Source organism: Microvirga lupini (assembly GCF_014191055.1).
Classification (GTDB): Bacteria; Pseudomonadota; Alphaproteobacteria; order Rhizobiales; family Beijerinckiaceae; genus Microvirga; species Microvirga lupini_A.
Genome location: NZ_JACHWB010000001.1, coordinates 49,569 through 64,445 on the forward strand (window position 1 = coordinate 49,569; position 14,877 = coordinate 64,445).

Consider the following 14,877-nt stretch of genomic DNA (forward strand, 5'->3'; position numbering starts at 1 on the left):
GCGGGTGGCCGATCCTGGCTCAGATCCAGGTCCGCTGAAACAAACCGCGCGTGACGAGCAGTCTGGCTCTCACCTTCCACACCATAGCATCGAGCCGGGCTGCCATTCGCGCCACCCTCGACTGACCTGACGGCTCGGAGCAACCCTCCGGGCCCGAAGGTGCTGCCTCATGCACCGTCATCCCGGACGGCGCAGCCGATCCGGGATGACGGTTGAACGCTACTTCACCCTTGCCCGCGGATGCGCCGCGTTGAACGCATCCATCAGCCGCGCCGCATCCACCTTCGTGTAGAGCTGCGTCGTCGAGAGCGAGGCGTGGCCCAGAAGTTCTTGTATGCCGCGCAGGTCGCCGCCTTTGGCCAGCAGGTGCGTGGCGAAGGAATGGCGCAGGGCATGGGGCGTGGCGCTGTCGGGCAGGCCAAGCGCACCGCGCAGCTCCTCGACGGCCAGCTGGATGATCCGGGGCGAAAGCGGCCCGCCGCGGGCTCCGACGAACAGCGGTCCCTCGGGCGGGATCGCATAAGGGCAGAGCGCCAGATATTCCTCCACCGCCCGCTGAATCGGCGGAATTACCGGCACGCTGCGCATCTTGCCGCCTTTGCCCGTCACGGTGATGGCGTCGAGCCCATTCACCGGCGCGTCCCGCCGCTGCAGGCCCAGCGCTTCCGAAATGCGCAGGCCCGCCCCATAGAGCAGCGACAGCACGGCGGCATCCCGGGCCAGGATCCAAGGCTTGCGGTTCTCCGACGCCCGCGTCTGCGCATCCGTCACGGCGACGGCCGAGGAGGCGGACAGCGGGCGCGGGAGGTTCTTCTCCACCTTGGGAGTGCGAATCGCCGCGAAGGCCGACGCCGTGCCAAAACCCTCCCGCTCCAGGTGGCGGGCAAAGGAGCGCAGGGCCGCGAGCTGGCGCATGAGCGAGCGGCTGCCTACCGAGTCCATCCGCCTTGCCGCCAGGAAGGCCCGGATGTCGAGGGGTTTCAAGCCCAGGATGCCTTTGACGGAAGGCGGCTCGCCGAGATGGTTGGTCAGGAAGGCCAGGAATTGGCGCAGATCCCGCGCATAGGCCTCGACGGTCTTCCCCGAGAGCCGCCGCTCCTTGGCCAGCGAGGCGAGCCACGTTATCGCTTCCCGGCGGGTATCGTCGGCGCCGGGGAGGACCAGATCGAGAACATTTTGTGTGGCGCTGCTTGACATGAGTCCCATTTATGCAAGGGCAGTATCCTAAACAGCCACAGGTTAACCTCTCCCGAATGACAAGCCGCATCGCCGATGTCCTCATCCCGCTGGCGCTGGACACGGCCTATTCCTATGCCGTGCCGGACGGCCTCGGCCTTGAGGAGGGCGACGTGGTGCAGGTGCCGCTCGCCAACCGCGAGGTGGCGGGCGTCGTCTGGTCCATGCGCGAAGGGCAGGGCGGTAATCTTAAAAAGGTGACAGGCGTCATCGATGCGCCGAACCTGTCGGCGAAGATGCGCAAGTTCCTGGACTGGATCGCCTGGTACACCCTGGCGCCCAAGGGCTCGGCGCTGGCCATGGGCCTCAAGATCCCGGATGCCGACCGGCAGGAAGTGGCGCGGGTCGGCGTAAAGCTCGCGGGCGCTCTGCCCAAGCGCATGACCCCCGCGCGGCAGAAGGTGGTCGAGGTCGCCCAGGATGGAGCCGTGCGGCTCAAGAGCGAGCTGGCGCACGCGGCCGGCGTCAGCGCCGGGGTCATCAACGGACTGATCGACGAAGGGGCTCTCGAGACCGTGGCCCTGCTGGCCGAGCCGGTGGCCGAGATGCCCGATCCCAGCTTCGGCGACACTGCCCTCTCGGACGGCCAGGGCGAGGCGGCCGAGACGCTCGTTGCCGCCATGGGCGAGGAGCATCCGCCCGTGATCCTGCTGGAGGGCGTCACAGGGTCGGGCAAGACGGAGGTCTATTTCGAGGCGGTGGCCGAAGCGGTCCGCAAAGGCCGGCAGGCCCTGATCCTCATGCCCGAAATCGCCCTGACCGCCCAGTTCCTCGACCGGTTCGCCGCCCGCTTCGGCGTGAAGCCTGCTACCTGGCATTCCGGCGTGACAGGCCGCAAACGCGAGCGGCTCTATGCGGCCATCGCGTCGGGCGACGTGAAGGTGGTGGCCGGTGCCCGCTCGGCCCTGTTCCTGCCCTATGCGGATCTCGGCCTCATCGTGGTCGATGAGGAGCACGAGACGGCCTACAAGCAGGACGACGGAGTGCATTATCATGCCCGCGACATGGCGGTGGTGCGTGGCAAGATCGAGAACGCGCCGGTGATCCTCGCTTCTGCGACGCCCTCCATCGAGAGCCGGGTCAATGTGGAGCGCGGGCGCTACCGCCATGTGCGCCTGCCGGAGCGATTCGGCGGCCGGTCCATGCCGCAGATCCGGGCCGTCGACCTGCGCAAGGAGGCGATCCCGAAAGGCCGCTGGCTTTCGCCGACCCTGGTGACGGCGGTGGAGCAGACGGTGGAAAGGGGCGAGCAGGCGCTGCTCTTCCTCAACCGGCGCGGCTATGCGCCCTTAACGCTCTGCCGCGCCTGCGCCCACCGCTATGAATGCCCGAACTGCTCGTCCTGGCTGGTGGAGCACCGGTTCCGGCGCTCGCTGGTCTGCCACCATTGCGGCCATGTGGAGCGCACCCCGCATGCCTGCATCGAATGCGGCAGCGTCGATTCCCTGGTGCCCTGCGGGCCCGGCGTCGAGCGGATTGCCGAGGAGGCGGCGGAGCTGTTTCCCGACAAGCGCTGCATCGTGCTCTCCAGCGACTTTCCCGGCGGCACGGAGCGACTGCGGGCGGAGCTCGCGGCCATCGCGGCGGGCGAGTTCGACATCGTTATCGGCACCCAGCTCGTGGCCAAGGGGCACAACTTCCCGCTCATGACCCTGGTGGGCGTGCTCGATGCCGATATCGGCCTCACCTCCGGCGATCCCCGCGCCGCCGAGCGCACCTTCCAGATGCTGCAGCAGGTCACGGGCCGCGCCGGGCGCGGCGAAAAGCCCGGACGAGCGCTGGTTCAGACCTGGCAGCCGGACCATCCGGTGATCGCTGCCCTGATTTCGGGTGATGCGGAACGGTTCTACGAAGAGGAGACCCGGGTGCGCGAGATGGCGGGCCTGCCCCCCTTCGGGCGCCTGGCCTCCCTCATCATCTCGGCGGAGCAGCGCGAGGCGGCGGAGGCCCATGCCCGCGCCATGGCCCTGGTGGCCGAACCGCCGCCCGGCGTCACCGTGCTCGGGCCTGCCGAAGCCCCGCTCGCCTTGATCCGAGGGCGTTATCGTTTCCGCCTTCTCGTCAAGACCGAACGGGAGGTGGATCTCCAGGCTTATCTGCGGAGTTGGATGGCCCGGTGCCCCAAGATCCGTGGGAACACGCGGGTGTCCATCGATGTGGACCCGCAGAGCTTTCTGTGACCAAACAGAGAAACTTCATTTAGACAGGTACCATGCCCAAGATCGTCCATTGCATCCGCCACGGCCAATCCACCTTCAATGCCCACTGGGCCGAGCACGGCGAGGATCCGGGGCATGTCGATGCGCCCCTCACGGAGCTTGGCCGGCAACAGGTCGCCGAGCGTGCCCCGGAACTGCGGGAGCACGCTTATGAACTTGTCGTGACCTCGCCGCTCACCCGGGCGATCCAGACCACCATGGGGCTGTTCGGGACCCATCCCGCGTCTCCGACGATCCTGGTGGAGTGCCTCCACCGGGAGCATCTGGAGAGCAGCTGCGACGTCGGCCGGGCGGTCTCCCATCTGGCCCAGGACTTCCCCCATCTGCATTTCGGCCATCTGGACGAGGTCTGGTGGCACAACGAGGGCGAAGTGAACGAGCGTGGCTTCGTCTACGAGCCGGCCCACCTGTTCGAGGAGCGGGTCGAGCGGTTCCGGGGCTGGCTGGCGGAGCGGCCCGAGACCATCATCGCCGTCGTGGGGCATGGCACCTTCTTCAGCCGGCTGACCGGCCGGTTCCTCGCCAACTGCGAAGTCGCCACCCTGGAACTTTAGGCCCGCCTCGACCGGCACCCGGTTTTTCCCGACCGAACAGGGCTCAGCTCGCCTTGCGCCTCAGAAAAACCCATGCTAGTGCACCCTCGCCTGACGGGCGGAGAAGGCTCCCGTCCCGGGCTCATTTCCACACCTGACGGGTCTCCCGGATGCCGCGTTCGCAGGCCTTCCCGGTCCGAGGCACGTTATGACACGAGAGAGATGGTTACGTGGCGCAAAGCGGTTCCCAAGAAGGACCCCTCCTGTCGGGCGTAGCGTTGCGCTATGCTTCGGCGCTGTTCGAACTCGCCCGCGAAGCGAAGTCCGTGGACGCTGTCGCCGGCGATCTTGCTCGCTTCGACCAGCTGATCCGCGGCAGCGACGACTTGCAGCGCCTGATCTCCAACCCCATTTTCACGGCTGAAGAGCAGTCGAACGCGATCGGCGCGATCCTCGACAAGGCCGGCATCTCGGGCCTTGCAGGCAATTTCATCCGGCTCGTGGCCTCGAAGCGCCGCCTCTTCGCCCTGCCGGACATGATCCGCGCCTTCCAGAACCTGGTGTCCGATGCCAAGGGCATCGTCCGGGCACAGGTCACACTGGCGGAGGCGCCGTCCGATACCGTTCTGAACGAAATCAAGGCGGCGCTGCGCGACGTCGCCAAGGCTGACGTCGCTGTCGACGTCAAAATCGACCCGAGCCTCATCGGCGGTCTCATCGTGAAGATGGGCTCCCGCATGGTGGATGCCTCGGTGCGCACCAAACTCAATTCCATTCGTCTAGCGATGAAAGAGGTCCGCTGATGGACATTCGAGCCGCTGAGATCTCCGCGATCCTCAAAGAGCAGATCAAGAACTTCGGTACCGAAGCTGAAGTCACCGAAGTCGGGCAGGTTCTGTCCGTCGGTGACGGTATCGCCCGTTGCTACGGCCTCGACAAGGTCCAGGCCGGTGAGATGGTCGAATTCGAGAGCGGCGTGCGCGGCATGGCCCTCAACCTCGAGACCGACAACGTCGGCGTCGTGGTGTTCGGCTCCGACCGTGAGATCGCCGAAGGCCAGACCGTGAAGCGCACCGGCGCCATCGTGGACGTGCCGGTCGGCAAGGGCCTGCTCGGCCGCGTCGTCGACGCGCTCGGCAACCCCATCGACGGCAAGGGCCCGATCCAGTCCACCGAGCGCCGCCGCGTGGACGTGAAGGCTCCCGGCATCATTCCGCGCAAGTCGGTGCACGAGCCGATGGCCACGGGCCTCAAGGCGATCGACGCCCTGATCCCGGTCGGCCGCGGCCAGCGCGAGCTGATCATCGGCGACCGCCAGACCGGCAAGACCGCCGTCGTGCTCGACACGATCCTCAACCAGAAGCCGCTCAACCAGGGCAACGATGAGTCGCAGAAGCTCTACTGCGTGTACGTCGCAGTCGGTCAGAAGCGCTCCACGGTCGCCCAGTTCGTGAAGGTTCTCGAAGAGCAGGGCGCTCTTGAGTACTCGATCATCATCGCGGCCACCGCGTCGGACCCGGCTCCGATGCAGTTCCTGGCGCCGTTCTCGGGCTGCGCCATGGGCGAGTTCTTCCGCGACAACGGCATGCATGCCGTGATCGTGTACGACGACCTGTCCAAGCAGGCCGTCGCCTACCGTCAGATGTCGCTGCTGCTCCGCCGTCCGCCGGGCCGCGAGGCTTACCCGGGCGACGTGTTCTACCTGCACTCCCGTCTGCTGGAGCGCGCCGCGAAGCTCAACGACAGCCATGGCGCGGGCTCGCTCACCGCTCTGCCGGTCATCGAGACGCAGGCCAACGACGTGTCGGCCTATATCCCGACCAACGTGATCTCGATCACCGACGGCCAGATCTTCCTTGAGACGGACCTGTTCTACCAGGGCATCCGCCCGGCGGTGAACGTCGGTCTGTCCGTGTCGCGCGTGGGCTCCTCGGCCCAGACGAAGGCGATGAAGAAGGTCGCGGGCAAGATCAAGGGCGAGCTGGCGCAGTACCGCGAGATGGCGGCCTTCGCGCAGTTCGGCTCCGACCTCGACGCCACCACCCAGCGCCTGCTGAACCGTGGTTCGCGCCTGACCGAGCTCCTGAAGCAGCCGCAGTTCTCGCCGCTGAAGATGGAAGAGCAGGTCGCCGTGATCTACGCCGGCGTGAACGGCTACCTCGACAACCTGCCCCTCAACCGGGTGCGTGCGTTCGAGGACGGTCTGCTCTCGCTCCTGCGCAGCAAGCACGCCGATATCCTTGAGGCTGTTCGCGCTTCGAAGGACCTGTCGAGCGACTCGGAAGCGAAGCTCAAGGACGTCGTCCAGAACTTCGCCAAGTCTTTCTCGTAAGATCCAGCCGGTTTTCCGGAGAGGGTAGGGCGCTCGATGCCGAGCTTAAAAGACCTTCGTAACCGCATCGCCTCGGTCAAGGCGACGCAGAAGATCACCAAGGCCATGCAGATGGTGGCCGCCGCGAAGCTGCGCCGCGCGCAGACCGCGGCGGAAGCCGCGCGTCCTTACGCAGAGCGCATGTCCGCGGTGCTCGGCAATCTCGCGTCCGGTATCACCGTCGGACCCGAGACGCCGCGCCTGCTCGCCGGGACCGGCTCCGACCGGGTTCACCTGCTGATCGTCTGCACCGCCGAGCGCGGTCTCTGCGGTGCCTTCAACTCATCGATCGCACGTCTTGCCCGCGACCATGCCACCCGGCTCATGGCCGAGGGCAAGACGGTCAAGATCATCTGCGTCGGCAAGAAGGGCTACGACATCCTGCGTCGTCAGTTCGCCGAGCAGATCATCGAGCTCATCGACCTGCGGTCCGTGCGCCAGATCGGCTTCGAGCAGGGCGACATGATCGCCCAGAAGGTGCTCGCCCGCTTCGACGCCGGCGAGTTCGATGTGGCGACCTTGTTCTACTCGCGCTTCCGCTCGGTGATCGCCCAGATCCCGACCGCGCAGCAGATCATCCCGGCTCAGATCGAGGCCACCGGAGCGTCCTCCGACGCGGTCTACGATTACGAGCCCGAGGAAGGCGAGATCCTGACGACGCTCCTGCCGCGGAACCTCACCGTGCAGATCTTCCGCGCGCTGCTCGAGAACGCCGCTTCCGAACAGGGCGCCCGGATGAGCGCCATGGACAACGCCACCCGCAATGCGGGCGAGATGATCAAGAAGCAGACGATGACCTACAACCGGTCGCGTCAGGCGATGATCACCAAGGAACTGATCGAAATCATTTCGGGCGCCGAGGCGCTCTGACAAGCATCCGAGAGGAGCCAATCATGGCCAACACCGCTACCACTGCCGGTAAAGCGACCGGTCGCATCACGCAGGTCATCGGCGCCGTCGTCGACGTGCAGTTCGAAGGTCACCTGCCGGAGATCCTCAACGCCCTCGAGACCACGAACGGCGGCAACCGCCTCGTGCTCGAAGTGGCGCAGCAGCTCGGCGAGAGCACCGTGCGCTGCATCGCCATGGACACCTCCGAAGGCCTGGTTCGCGGCCAGCCGGTCACCGACACCGGCGCGCCGATCTCGGTGCCGGTCGGCGCCGCCACCCTCGGCCGCATCATGAACGTCATCGGCGAGCCGGTGGACGAAGCCGGCCCGATCGTCGGTGAAGGCACCCGCGCGATCCACCAGCCGGCCCCGTCCTACGCCGAGCAGTCCACCGAGGGCCAGATTCTTGTGACGGGCATCAAGGTCGTCGACCTGCTCGCTCCCTACGCCAAGGGCGGTAAGATCGGCCTCTTCGGCGGCGCAGGCGTCGGCAAGACCGTGCTCATCATGGAACTGATCAACAACGTCGCGAAGGCGCACGGCGGCTACTCCGTGTTCGCCGGCGTCGGCGAGCGCACCCGCGAAGGCAACGATCTCTATCACGAGATGATCGAGTCGAAGGTGAACGTGGATCCGCGCGAGTCCGGATCGGCTGCCGGCTCCAAGTGCGCCCTCGTGTACGGCCAGATGAACGAGCCCCCGGGCGCCCGCGCCCGCGTCGCGCTCACCGGCCTCACCGTCGCCGAGAACTTCCGCGACCAGGGCCAGGACGTGCTGTTCTTCGTCGACAACATCTTCCGCTTCACCCAGGCGGGCTCCGAGGTGTCGGCGCTTCTCGGCCGTATTCCTTCGGCCGTGGGCTATCAGCCGACGCTCTCCACCGACATGGGCGCCCTGCAGGAACGCATCACCACCACGACCAAGGGCTCGATCACCTCGGTGCAGGCCATCTACGTGCCCGCCGACGACCTGACCGACCCGGCCCCGGCCACCTCCTTCGCCCACCTCGACGCTACGACCGTGCTGTCGCGCTCGATCGCCGAGAAGGGCATCTACCCGGCCGTGGACCCGCTCGACTCGACCTCGCGCATGCTGTCCGCCGCCATCGTCGGCGAGGAGCACTATAACACCGCCCGTCAGGTCCAGCAGGTGCTGCAGCGCTACAAGGCACTCCAGGACATCATCGCGATCCTGGGCATGGACGAGCTCTCCGAAGAGGACAAGCTCACCGTCGCCCGCGCCCGCAAGATCGAGCGCTTCCTGTCGCAGCCGTTCCACGTGGCCGAAGTGTTCACCGGTTCGCCCGGCAAGCTCGTGGCGCTTGAAGACACTATCAAGGGCTTCAAGGGTCTGGTCGACGGCCAGTACGATCATCTTCCCGAGGCGGCCTTCTACATGGTCGGCACCATCGAGGAAGCCGTCGAAAAGGCCCAGCGCCTCGCCGCTGAAGCTGCCTAGTTCAAGCTCACGTCATCCCGGAGCCGTGTTCGTGCGCTCCGGGATGATTTTGTCCTAGCGTATCTCCCAAACGACTCCCGATCATGCGGGCTGACGAGGAGCTCCAATGGCTACCTTCAATTTCGAACTCGTCTCTCCCGAGCGTGTGCTGTTCTCCGGCGACGTGGACGCTGTCGTGCTGCCAGCCACCGAAGGCGACATGACGGTTCTGGCCGGCCACGCGCCAGTGATGACGGCCCTCAAGACCGGGTTTCTCGTCGTCACCAGCACGCCCGGCAATGGACGCCGTGTTCTCATCCGCGGCGGCTTCGCCGATATCAACCAGAACGGCCTCACGGTTCTGGCCGAGCGCGCCCTGCCCGAGGAAGAGCTGACCCAGGACATCCTCGATCAGGAAATCCTGACGGCCGAGATGCACTACGACGCCACCAACGAGCCGGCGGCCAGGCAAGCAGCCGAATCGGCCATCGCGCAGTTGCGCGAAGCCAAAGCGGCGCTGAACTTCTGATCCTGAAACAACCCGGCTCCGAGCCGGGTTTTTCTTTTCATGCACACCGCGCCGCTCATCCTTACGCTCCAGCTCGACGAGCGCTCCTTCGCCTTTTTCGACACGCTGCGACGGCGCTACTTTCCGCCCGAGCGCAACTTCATCCCGGCTCACCTGACCCTGTTCCACGCCCTGCCGGGGGAGCACATCGCAACCCTTGAGCAGGATATCGAGGTCTCTACGTCAGATCTAAAGCCATTCAAGCTGGATGTGACTGGCGTGCGCTCCCTCGGGCGTGGGGTCGCCTACGCGCTTGCATCCCCTGAGCTTGCGGCAATGCGCCGCCATCTCGCGCTGATATGGAACGATTGGCTCAAGCCTCAGGATCGGCAGAACCATAACCCGCATGTGACGGTGCAGAACAAGGTTGATCCAACACAGGCGCGGGCTCTGCTGGAGGATTTGAGAGAAGGATTTCAGCCGTTCGAGGTCACAGGGATGGGGCTGGACCTGTGGTGGTACCGCGGCGGGCCATGGGAGCAGGTGCGCAGCTTCCGGTTCGCGTCATAACTCCCCACGAAGGTCATGGCCGTGCTTGCCATGGCCATCCACGTCTTTTCTAAACCGGTCTGAAGCCGTGGATCCCCGGAACAAGTCCGGGGATGACGAATGAAGAACACGTTGGCGAGCGGTCGGGGCTCGTCGCCCTACTCTCCCATGGCGATCAGGTTGGCATTGCCGCCGGCGGCCGCCGTGTTGATGGTCACCGTCTGCTCGGTGGCGAAGCGCAGGAGGTAGTGCGGTCCGCCGGCCTTCGGGCCGGTGCCGGAGAGGCCGTGGCCGCCGAAGGGCTGCACGCCGACCACGGCGCCGATCATGTTGCGGTTCACATAGACGTTGCCGACCGACAGGGCCTCGACGACACGCTCCACCGTGTCGTCGATGCGCGAGTGCACGCCGAGCGTCAGGCCATAGCCCGTACCCTCGATCGCCTGCAGCACCTCTTCGAGACGACCGGCCTTATAGCGCACCACGTGGAGCACCGGGCCGAACACCTCCTGGGCGAGATCGTGCGGCTTGTTGAGCTCAAAGATGTGCGGGGCCACGTAGGTTCCGTTTGCGGGCGCCTCGCCTGCATAATGCACCCTCGCGTGGCGCTTCATGGCTTCGATATGCGCGTCGAGCTTGTCCTTCGCCTCACGGTCGATCACTGGGCCCACATGGGTCGAAATCTCGCGCGGATCGGCGATCTTCAGCTCCTGCGCATTGCCCGCGATCATCTCGATCATGCGGTCGGCCACATCCTCCTGCACGCAGAGCAGGCGCAGAGCCGAGCAGCGTTGGCCGGCGGAGCGGAAGGCCGAGGTCACCACGTCGTCGGCGACCTGCTCCGGCAAAGCCGTCGCATCGACGATCATGGCATTGATGCCGCCGGTCTCGGCGATCAGCGGCACGATAGCCGCATCCTTGTTCGCCAGCGTGCGGTTGATGATGCGGGCCACCTCCGTCGAGCCGGTGAAGACCACGCCTGCCACATTCGTATGCTCCACGAGACGCGCCCCGACGCGCCCGTCGCCCGGCACGAGATGCAGCGCCGTCTTCGGCACGCCCGCTTTGTGCAGGATGCGCACGGCAAGGTCCGCCACGAGCGGGGTCTGCTCGGCAGGCTTCGCCACAACGGCATTGCCGGCCATGAGGGCGGCGCTCACCTGGCCGAGGAAGATGGCGAGCGGGAAGTTCCAGGGCGAGATCGCCACGAACACGCCGCGCCCGCGCAGGCGCAGCACGTTGCTCTCGCCCGTCGGCCCCGGCATGAGGTCGCCGTTGCCGAAGAGGGTGCGGCCCTGGACGGCGTAGTAGCGCAGAAAGTCGATTGCCTCGCGCACCTCGGAGAGCGCATCGTCGAGGGTCTTGCCGGCTTCCACCTGCAGCAGATGGAGCAGCGCGCCGCGTCGCTCTTCCAGGAGATCGGCGGCGCGATGCAGCGCCTTGGCGCGCGTGTCTGCATCCGTGCGGCTCCAGCTCGCAAAGCCTTTATGAGCCGCCGCCATGGCGCGGTCCGCCACCTCCGGAGAGGCCTCAGTCACCTGGCCCGCGACCGTGCTGCCGTCGATGGGGCTGACGACGGGCCGGGCGGTGCCGGACGCTGCCTTGCCGTCGATCAGCGGCTCGGCCTTGAAGCTCTGCTGCCCGCTCTTCCGGATTTCGGCAAGAAGCGCCTCGAGCGAAGCGCGATGGCCGAACTCGACACCTCTCGAATTGGCGCGCCCGGGTCCATAGAGATCACGCGGCAAAGGCAGTTTCGGATGACGTGCCTTGTCGGCGGAGACGATGATGTCGGCGGGACGTTTCAAGAGCTCCTGCACCGGCACATTCGGGTCGGCGGCCACGGACACGAAGGAGGAGTTGGCGCCGTTCTCCAGCAGACGGCGCACGAGATAGGCGAGCAGATCACGGTGGCCGCCGACCGGCGCATAGGCCCGGCAGGCAAGACCCGGCTTGTCCTCAAGCAGGCGGCCATAGAGCGCTTCGCCCATGCCGTGCAGGCGCTGGAATTCGTAGCCCTCCGTGCCGCCGGCACGCTCGATAATGGACGCAACGGTGAGGGCGTTGTGGGTGGCGAATTGCGGGTAGATGCGCGGCCGAAGCGAGAGCATCTTCTCGGCGCAGGCCATGTAGTGCAGATCCGTCATCGCCTTGCGGGTGAAGACCGGGTAGTCGTCGAGCCCGCGCTCCTGGGCGCGCTTCACCTCCGTGTCCCAATAGGCGCCCTTCACGAGGCGCACCATGAGCTGGCGGTCGTATTTCTCGGCCATGGCCGCAATGGCGTCGATCACCGAGCCGGCGCGCTTCTGGTAGGATTGGATGGCGAGGCCGAAGCCCTTCCAGTCGGCGAGAGACGGATCGGCGAGCACAGCCTCGATTACCTCAAGCGAGAGTTCAAGCCGGTCGGCTTCTTCCGCATCGACGGTGAAGTTGAGATCGTAGGATTTGGCTTGTCGCGCCAGCTCGATCACCAGCGGCACGAGTTCGCGCATGACCCGCTCGCGGCTCGTGGCCTCGTAGCGCGGATGCAGGGCCGAGAGCTTCACCGAAATGCCGGGACGATTCGGCAGGGGCTCGTTGCCGGCGGAGCGGCCGATGGCGTCGATGGCCGACGCATAGGAGTCGAAATACCGGCGGGCATCGTCGGCAGTGCGGGCACCTTCGCCCAGCATGTCGAAGGAATAGCGGTAGACCCGGCCCTTGGACGAGCCGGCACGCTTCAGGGCCTCCTCGATGGTCTGGCCGAGCACGAAATGATTGCCCATCACCCGCATGGCTTGGCGGGTGGCGGTGCGCACCGCCGGAAGGCCGAGGCGCTTGGTGAGCTGGCCCAGAATGCTCTCCGGCGTCTCGCCGGGCTGGATGACGCGCGCGGTGATCCCGAGTGCCCAGGCCGAAGCCGAGACGAGGAAGGCATCGGACTTCGCCTCATGGCTTGCGAAATCGGCCTGCCCCAGCTTGTCCTCGATGAGGCGGTCGGCGGTGGCGGCGTCCGGCACGCGCAGCAGCGCCTCGGCCAGCACCATGAGGGCAAGCCCCTCTTTGGTGGAAAGCGCGTATTCCCGCAACATCTCCTCGACGCCGCCGAGCCCGCCGCCCTTGGCGCGGATCGCCTCGATCAGGCGGGTCGCCTGCTCGTCCACGCGCCTCTCCCGCTCCGGGGACAGGCGGGAACTGGCGAGAAGCCGGGCGGCAAGGGCCTTGTCGTCTTCCGCGAAGGGAGGGTTGAAGGGCAGGGCGGCGCCGGGGGCAGGGCTCATCGGATTGTCCTCTGGATGTTTCCCGGAATATATGAAGCTCCCGGCCGTGTTTCGATGGCAAAATAGCTGAACTTGCCTTAGTAAACACGGAGGAAATGGGGAAGGGCCGTGAAAATGCCGGAGCTGGACCGAACCGACCGCAAGATCCTTAAAGCTCTTCAGGCGGATGGCCGCATCGCCACGGTGGACCTAGCCGAGACGATCGGGCTGTCGCCCACTTCCACCAGCGAGAGGGTCAAGCGCCTCCAGCGGGAGGGCTACATCGCCGGCTATGGCGCGAGGCTCGATCCGCACCGGCTCGGGTTGGGGCTCCTGGTTTTCGTGGAGGTCTCCCTCGACAAGACGACGGCGGACGTCTTCGAAAAATTCGCCGCCGCCGTGAAGCGGGCGCCCGAGGTCCTGGAATGCCACATGGTGGCGGGCGGCTTCGATTATCTCGTGAAAACCCGCGTGGCCGACATGGCCGCCTACCGTCACTTCCTCGGCGAAATTCTGCTCGCCCTGCCGGGCGTGAAGGAAACCCGCACCTATGCGGTGATGGAGGAGGTCAAGAGCGACGGGATGCTGCCGGTGTAGGCATGAAAAAGGCGGCTCGAAGCCGCCTTTTCCTTTTCAGGTTACCTTCGAGCCTCAGCCGGAGATCGCCTTCGGCTCGTCCTTTGTCTTCCACAGGGAGAAGACGACGCCACCCGCGATCAGGGCGAGGGTCACGCCCAGCGAGATGGTGGGATCGAGCTTGCCGACGAGCTGGTTCCAGAAGATCTTGCCGCCGATGAACACGAGCACCAGGGCCAGAGCGTATTTCAGGTAGTGGAACCGGTGCACCATCGCGGCCAGCGCGAAGTAGAGCGCCCTTAAGCCCAGGATCGCCATGATGTTGGCCGTGTAGACCACGAAGGTATCTGTGGTGATGGCGAAGATCGCCGGCACCGAATCCACCGCGAAGATCAGGTCGGCGACGTTGATCACCACGAGAGCCAGGAAGAGCGGCGTCGCCCAGGTGACGATCTTGCCCGTCTTTGGATCGGGCTCGCGCACGAAGAAGTGCTGGTCGTGAAGGCGGTTCGTCACCCGCATGTGCTTGCGCAGGAAACGGACGAGCGGGTTCTTCTCGATGTCGGGATCGCTCTCGGGAACGATCAGCATCTTGATGCCGGTCGCGATGAGGAAAGCGCCGAAGATGTAGAGCATCCAGGAATATTCCTGTACCAGAGCCGCGCCCAGCGCGATCATGATGCCGCGCAGAACGATGACGCCGATGATGCCCCACACGAGGGCACGATACTGGTATTTTCGGGGGATCGCGAAATAGCTGAAGATCAGCGAGATCACGAAGACATTGTCGATGGACAGGGACTTCTCGATGAAGAAGCCCGTGAAGTACGAGATGCCTGCATGGCTTCCGTCTTCCGTCACCAGAAGGCCGGTCTCGAACGACCACCAGATATACGCGCCGAAGGCGGTAGCGATGCCGATGTAGAAGGCAGAGAGGAGAAGACTCTCCTTCACGCCGAGTTCTTTGTCCTTTCTGTTGAGGACGCCGAGATCGAAGGCGAGGAGAAAAACGACAAGGCTCAAGAAAGCCGTCCACATCCAGACGGGCTTTCCCAGCCATTCCATGAGCAGGAATTCTGGCATAACCGGACCTATGATTGCTTCTGTTCAAGCATCGGCTCCGACATCACAGTCGTGTGCTCACGTCCTGCCAGAGGGGCCCGGTCGCCGATGGCACCAAGGTGGGAAGCGCTCTTGGAGCCGTCAAGGGTCCCGGCCTTGAGAATTTCTGCTCAACTTTTTGTCAAATGCCCTCTCCGGAGGCAGGAATGCCACGGCAAGAGACTTGACCCCCGCCGCCGATCTGGTTGCATGGTTACGAA

General features: G+C 65.5%; 12 protein-coding genes. 9 read left to right on the plus strand and 3 right to left on the minus strand.

Features of this window, described 5'->3' with window-relative positions; genetic code table 11:
• Window positions 1–219: 219 nt before the first annotated feature.
• A complete protein-coding gene (locus tag FHR70_RS00240) occupies window positions 220–1,206 on the minus strand; it encodes a tyrosine recombinase XerC (protein WP_183445927.1) in 987 nt (328 codons plus the stop codon).
• A 47-nt stretch (window positions 1,207–1,253) separates the two neighbouring features.
• On the opposite strand from FHR70_RS00240, the gene FHR70_RS00245 reads away from it, so the two are divergent.
• From FHR70_RS00245 to FHR70_RS00280, 8 genes are all read left to right on the plus strand, one after another.
• Complete coding sequence (locus FHR70_RS00245) at window positions 1,254–3,416, plus strand: primosomal protein N' (RefSeq protein WP_183445929.1); 2,163 nt, start codon at window positions 1,254–1,256, stop codon at window positions 3,414–3,416.
• Window positions 3,417–3,448: 32 nt separating this feature from the next.
• Window positions 3,449–4,009 (plus strand): histidine phosphatase family protein, encoded by a 561-nt coding sequence (locus FHR70_RS00250; RefSeq protein ID WP_183445931.1) that lies wholly within the window; start codon window positions 3,449–3,451, stop codon window positions 4,007–4,009.
• A gap of 209 nt (window positions 4,010–4,218) precedes the next feature.
• Window positions 4,219–4,791, plus strand: coding sequence for a F0F1 ATP synthase subunit delta (locus tag FHR70_RS00255; protein ID WP_183445933.1), 573 nt, complete (start codon window positions 4,219–4,221; stop codon window positions 4,789–4,791).
• Window positions 4,791–6,320, plus strand: a complete 1,530-nt coding sequence (gene atpA, locus FHR70_RS00260) for a F0F1 ATP synthase subunit alpha (protein ID WP_183445935.1) — start codon at window positions 4,791–4,793, stop codon at window positions 6,318–6,320. The genes FHR70_RS00255 and atpA overlap by 1 nt, the downstream gene beginning before the upstream one ends.
• 36 nt (window positions 6,321–6,356) lie before the next feature.
• The gene (locus tag FHR70_RS00265; RefSeq protein WP_183445937.1) at window positions 6,357–7,229 is read left to right on the plus strand and encodes a F0F1 ATP synthase subunit gamma; all 873 of its coding nucleotides are present in this window, start codon (window positions 6,357–6,359) and stop codon (window positions 7,227–7,229) included.
• Window positions 7,230–7,252: 23 nt separating this feature from the next.
• Complete coding sequence (gene atpD, locus FHR70_RS00270) at window positions 7,253–8,707, plus strand: F0F1 ATP synthase subunit beta (RefSeq protein ID WP_183445939.1); 1,455 nt, start codon at window positions 7,253–7,255, stop codon at window positions 8,705–8,707.
• Window positions 8,708–8,813: 106 nt separating this feature from the next.
• Window positions 8,814–9,215, plus strand: a complete 402-nt coding sequence (locus tag FHR70_RS00275; RefSeq protein WP_183445941.1) for a F0F1 ATP synthase subunit epsilon — start codon at window positions 8,814–8,816, stop codon at window positions 9,213–9,215.
• A 39-nt stretch (window positions 9,216–9,254) separates the two neighbouring features.
• The gene (locus FHR70_RS00280) at window positions 9,255–9,764 is read left to right on the plus strand and encodes a 2'-5' RNA ligase family protein (RefSeq protein ID WP_183445943.1); all 510 of its coding nucleotides are present in this window, start codon (window positions 9,255–9,257) and stop codon (window positions 9,762–9,764) included.
• A 137-nt stretch (window positions 9,765–9,901) separates the two neighbouring features.
• On the opposite strand, the gene putA is transcribed toward FHR70_RS00280, so the two are convergent.
• Complete coding sequence (gene putA / locus FHR70_RS00285; RefSeq protein WP_183445945.1) at window positions 9,902–13,000, minus strand: bifunctional proline dehydrogenase/L-glutamate gamma-semialdehyde dehydrogenase PutA; 3,099 nt, start codon at window positions 12,998–13,000, stop codon at window positions 9,902–9,904.
• Window positions 13,001–13,114: 114 nt separating this feature from the next.
• On the opposite strand from putA, the gene FHR70_RS00290 reads away from it, so the two are divergent.
• Window positions 13,115–13,576: an Lrp/AsnC ligand binding domain-containing protein gene (locus FHR70_RS00290; RefSeq protein WP_183445948.1), complete on the plus strand. Its 462-nt coding sequence runs from the start codon at window positions 13,115–13,117 to the stop codon at window positions 13,574–13,576.
• 54 nt (window positions 13,577–13,630) lie between these two features.
• Here FHR70_RS00290 and FHR70_RS00295 read toward each other — a convergent pair whose 3' ends face one another.
• Entirely contained in the window at window positions 13,631–14,638 is a 1,008-nt protein-coding gene (locus FHR70_RS00295; protein ID WP_183445950.1) for a TerC family protein, read from the minus strand.
• Between the last annotated feature and the right edge of the window lie 239 nt (window positions 14,639–14,877).

What these genes read in the sequence shown, in the direction of transcription:
- FHR70_RS00290 (WP_183445948.1), top strand. Translation starts at nt 13,115, where the DNA reads ATGCCGGAGCTGGACCGAACCGACCGCAAGATCCTTAAAGCTCTTCAG.
- FHR70_RS00240 (WP_183445927.1), bottom strand. Translation starts at nt 1,206, where the DNA reads ATGGGACTCATGTCAAGCAGCGCCACACAAAATGTTCTCGATCTGGTC.
- FHR70_RS00275 (WP_183445941.1), top strand. Translation starts at nt 8,814, where the DNA reads ATGGCTACCTTCAATTTCGAACTCGTCTCTCCCGAGCGTGTGCTGTTC.
- FHR70_RS00280 (WP_183445943.1), top strand. Translation starts at nt 9,255, where the DNA reads ATGCACACCGCGCCGCTCATCCTTACGCTCCAGCTCGACGAGCGCTCC.
- atpA (WP_183445935.1), top strand. Translation starts at nt 4,791, where the DNA reads ATGGACATTCGAGCCGCTGAGATCTCCGCGATCCTCAAAGAGCAGATC.
- putA (WP_183445945.1), bottom strand. Translation starts at nt 13,000, where the DNA reads ATGAGCCCTGCCCCCGGCGCCGCCCTGCCCTTCAACCCTCCCTTCGCG.
- FHR70_RS00265 (WP_183445937.1), top strand. Translation starts at nt 6,357, where the DNA reads ATGCCGAGCTTAAAAGACCTTCGTAACCGCATCGCCTCGGTCAAGGCG.
- FHR70_RS00250 (WP_183445931.1), top strand. Translation starts at nt 3,449, where the DNA reads ATGCCCAAGATCGTCCATTGCATCCGCCACGGCCAATCCACCTTCAAT.
- FHR70_RS00295 (WP_183445950.1), bottom strand. Translation starts at nt 14,638, where the DNA reads ATGCCAGAATTCCTGCTCATGGAATGGCTGGGAAAGCCCGTCTGGATG.
- FHR70_RS00245 (WP_183445929.1), top strand. Translation starts at nt 1,254, where the DNA reads ATGACAAGCCGCATCGCCGATGTCCTCATCCCGCTGGCGCTGGACACG.
- atpD (WP_183445939.1), top strand. Translation starts at nt 7,253, where the DNA reads ATGGCCAACACCGCTACCACTGCCGGTAAAGCGACCGGTCGCATCACG.